Genomic DNA, 4,111 nt, shown 5'->3' with positions numbered 1-4,111 from the left:
CCTGCGGCAGCAGGGGCTCTATCCGCTCCCACACCACGTCCGTCAACTCGCCTCGACCTGCCACAAGATCAATTATCAGACAGGCCTTAGGGCGCCGGTTGACGCACGCCACCGACCCGATCGTGGACGAGGCGTTCACCGGCATCGAGCTGGAGCTGGGCATCACGGCCGCACATCGGCTGACCGGCCGCTCCAGAGCCACCCACTACCGCAGGCTGAAACCTCCGTCGGTGCGCAAGCCCAGAAAGGCCACAGCCTCAGCCTGCGCCCCTGATTCCTGAAGAGCTGGCAGTAGTAGTGGAGCTGATGAATAGCCCGGAGTGCGCCGAGCTGCCGCCCGCGCAGATCTGGGCCCGCGAGCTGGACGCTGGCCGCTACCACTGCTCAGTCTCTACGGTGTACCGGATCTTGCGGGAGCGCGGGCAATGCGGTGAGCGACGCCGCCAGGCCACCCAGCCGGGGTTCGACGCCTTCATTTCGTACTACAACCACGAGCGCCGGAATTCGGGCATCGGCTTCCGCACACCCGCCAGCGTGCACTTTGGCACAACCGGGGAAGTCCGCGACCAGCGGGCCGCCACCTTCTCCGAAGCGTACGCCAGGCATCCCAGCGCTTCGGTCGCCGTCCCGGACTGCCCGAGATACCGCAGACGGCCTGGACCAACGACCCGGCCAAGCGCAGGGAACCCGCGCTACAAACCTTATTGCGTCAAGACAGTCCCGCTGGACTTGAAATCGTCGGGCCCGGCGAACCATCGACCCACTAGGTTGAGTCATGACGCACCCGGTCGGGGTGAGTTCGGGTGAAACCGCGGTGGCCCAACCCGTACCGACTGAGGGAGGCGAAGACGCGGTTCAGCCGCAGCCTTTCCGAGTCACAGCACCCGCCATTTATGCGATCGCTCAAAAGGCGGTGTGGTGAAGTGCCATCGCTGCCGTGACCCGTACCTTCCCCTACTAGAGGCATGGTCGAAATGACGCAGCCGCCCACGGGCGGCCGCCACCCCCGCCAAGGGGTTCTACCACCTGGGCCGTACTTCAGGTGACGCCAATCACCAGGCTCACGGCCTCACGTTCACCGCTGCCGAGCGCCAACTCGGAGGCGAAGGCCAGATCGCCGGCGCCAACCGGTCGATCAGGCGAATTTCAGGGTTCTCCCGGACCCAGCACCCACGAAGGGCGCCATTTGCGTGCCCACCTATGAGGAGGCACTGCCATTTTGCAGCACAGATCTGCCAGCTGCCAGTCTCGCCGTGCCGGTGGTGCTGTTGTCGGCATCACCGGTTTCGGTGTGTCTGACCCTCCGGTCAGTCGGCCCGAGAGCCATTCCCCCGCTTCCTGCCGCGGTTGTCGCGGCATGCAAGCTATCGGACGTTCGGCACGCTGCCAGGAAAATGCGACCCAGATCACTCTTTTGGGCGGCTGGATGTGTCACACGAGCGGGGGCTTGCAACCCCTGTATCACTCGTGATCCCCGTCTGCGTCCCGTCTCCACCCATGCCCACCTCCCCCCCTTCTCCGGTCGCGGCCGGCGCGTCGTGCCCACGTGCCGTCGACACAGTGCGGGGAGGCGTTCGGTGAGCGGGAAGGAAGCGGTTGCCACGGTTGCGGTTCCGGCTCAGGGCCAGACCTGCGGCCTCCAAGAGCCAGCGGCCGTCGCGGTGTTGGCGCCGTTGGCACTGACGCCGGTGATGCGCTCGCGGCTGCGGACGGCGGTGCGCGCGCTGCTGGCCGAGCCCGGACTCGCAGAACAGCCGGATGCGGTGCGGCTGGGTGCGGTCGTGTTGATGGCGCGTACTCCGTGGACCAGCGGGCTGGTCGAGATCCGCAAGTCGGAACTGGGCCGCTGGCTGGGGGTATCAGCGGAACGCATGAAAGCGGTGGCGCGTTCGATGCGGGCCAGCGGTGCGGTGCTGAGTCAGACGAAGGAGGGCTCGCACGGCGAACACCAGGCAATGGAGTGCAGGGTGGTTCCGATGTGGGAGGCCCGTGGGGTGGCGGGGCATCCGCTGGCACTGGCCAAGAAGGAGCTGGCGGTGCTGCTGCGCGTCATCGAGGAGCTCTTCGCGCCGGGCTGGGCCCATCGCGACGGCTCGGTCTTTCCGCCCGGTCTGCTGGCAAGGCGTACGGGGCGGGGAGCCGCGACCGACCGGCTGGCGGCCCTGCTGCTGGTGCTGGACGCGAACGAGCGCGGCTGGGTGCGGCTGTGCGGAGGCCGTACAGGTACTGAGGCCGGGCGGCCGGCGGTGACACTGGCGCGAATGCTGGGCTGCACGCCTGCGGGCGCGGCGCAAGTACTGCGACGCCTGGCGGAGGCGGGGGTGGTGAAGCGGCTGCGACGCGGGGCGTCGGGGCTGCGGTCGCGGTCGCGGCTGGTCTTGCCGTCGGTCGCGGCCGCGCACCAGGCTGGCCTGGTGGCTCCGGCGCGCCGGGAGGTCACGCGGAACATCGCAGGGGAGTCGGTCAGCGACCTTGATGCTGCGCCCCCCCTAGGTGAAGCTGCTGTGAGTGAGGAGACTATGCAGGTAAACGAGGTTGTAGAGGCTGATGAGGCCGGGGTCCCAGACCTTGACGCTGCGACCCCCCTTCACGCTTCCCACTCCCTTGTGGCTGGCGTACCGAATGAACTGACCGTGGCTTTCGGCATTTCCGGCGAAGCCGCGATGGGGGTGACCCATCATCGGCCGGAGCGCACGCACGCGCGCAAGGGGTGTGCCGACAACAGCGAGCACCGACAGACCGTCGCCGAATCAGACGTCGGCGAGAACGCAGGCAGCCCGCGTCGCGGGGAGGAGCCCGAATCCAACGTCATCCGGGACACCCAGGAGAAAACGCCTGGCCAGGTCACCCGACCGGGGTGCCGCCTGCCGAGGATTCCTCGGCCGCCGCTGGACCTGGCGAGGGTCCTTGCCCCGGTTGCGTGCTTGTGGGGGCACTTGGATCGCCGATGGGCCCGGAACAGGATCACCGCTGCGGTACGAGTCGAGCTGGGCCGGATCGCGGGCTGGACTGGCCATGACGGCGCGTTCCAGGCGCTAGCCGAGCGACTGGAACGCCGGCTGAAGGCCCAGGGCGGCATCGGTCGGGTCACCGACCCGGTGGGCTGGCTACTCGGAAAGGGCCTGCCGCAGCGTCAGGAGTGCGCCCATGGCGGGTGCGACGACGGCATCCGGATGGACACCGGCACCGAGTGCGTGACCTGCCGCATGCGCCTCGCCGACCGGTGCAGCGTCCGACGAGTCCTGATCCAGGAGGCGACCGCAGGGCTCGCCGCGGGCACTCCCGACGACCAGCGTCGAGCCGTCGTCGACGCGCACCTGCGCCAGCACGCGCTGCGCCGCGCCGCGGAGCAGGTGGCGGCGAGGGAACGGACCGAGCAGCAGGACCGGCACGCCGACATCAGTACTCTGAGCGCGGTGGCCGACAAGCTGACCTACGCTCTGACGCAAGCACTGGAAGCCGACGAGCAGGCCGAGCAGGTCCATGAAACCGTGATGCGCCGTGTCCACGGCCACCCCACTCGAGCGGCTGCTCTCGCTGCGACTGATCAAGCCGCCGGAAACACCCTGACGACGACGCTTCGCTGGTGCTGGAGCGAGGCCCTGACCGACCACGAGCGGGAACGGTTCGGCACGGTGCGGGGCAACACTGGGACCCGGTCCGCAGAGCATGGTCAGGTTGTCCCTGAAGTCCGGCAGTCATTGGACTCCGCTCCGCCGCAGTGCCATCCGCTGATCGGCAACAGCGCCTACCGCGACCTGCGCCGGCAGATGCGCGAGCAGGCACAGATCCGCGAGGCCGCCCGCTGGCACGAGAGGGAGCGGCGTGAACAGCTGCTGCGCACCAGCTACAACAAGCTTCGCGAACCCGAGCCAAAGGTCTTGCCATCGGTGGACGAGCTTGCCCAGGCCGCCGAAGCCCGCATCCGCAGGATGCACGAGTCCCACCGCCAGGCCCTTGCCGCCGCACGAGCCGCGCGGTGCGAAGCCCGCACCGTCTCGCCGTGACTACAACGCCCCTAGCCTCCGCGTTTCGGTTGGGGCTGGCCGAGCTGAGTTGATCTTCCGGGTGGTCGTGATGCGGCTGCTGTGGAAGAGCGGGCATGCCGGGG

At 68.5% G+C, this 4,111-nt stretch carries 2 protein-coding genes; both read left to right on the top strand.

Translation table 11 applies throughout. The features are described from left to right. The coding region (locus tag ACIQOV_RS30770) for a hypothetical protein (RefSeq protein ID WP_401053897.1) at window positions 1-281 on the top strand (281 nt) is incomplete at its 5' end. Between the two features lie 1,296 nt (window positions 282-1,577). Next, entirely contained in the window at window positions 1,578-4,007 is a 2,430-nt protein-coding gene (locus ACIQOV_RS30765) for a hypothetical protein (RefSeq protein WP_401053896.1), read from the top strand. The last annotated feature ends 104 nt before the right edge of the window (window positions 4,008-4,111 follow it).

Source organism: Kitasatospora sp. NPDC091257 (genome assembly GCF_044757675.1).
GTDB lineage: Bacteria > Actinomycetota > Actinomycetes > Streptomycetales > Streptomycetaceae > Kitasatospora > Kitasatospora lactacystinica.
Note: the sequence above shows the minus strand (reverse complement) of the source record. Positions and strands in the feature narration are given on the sequence as shown.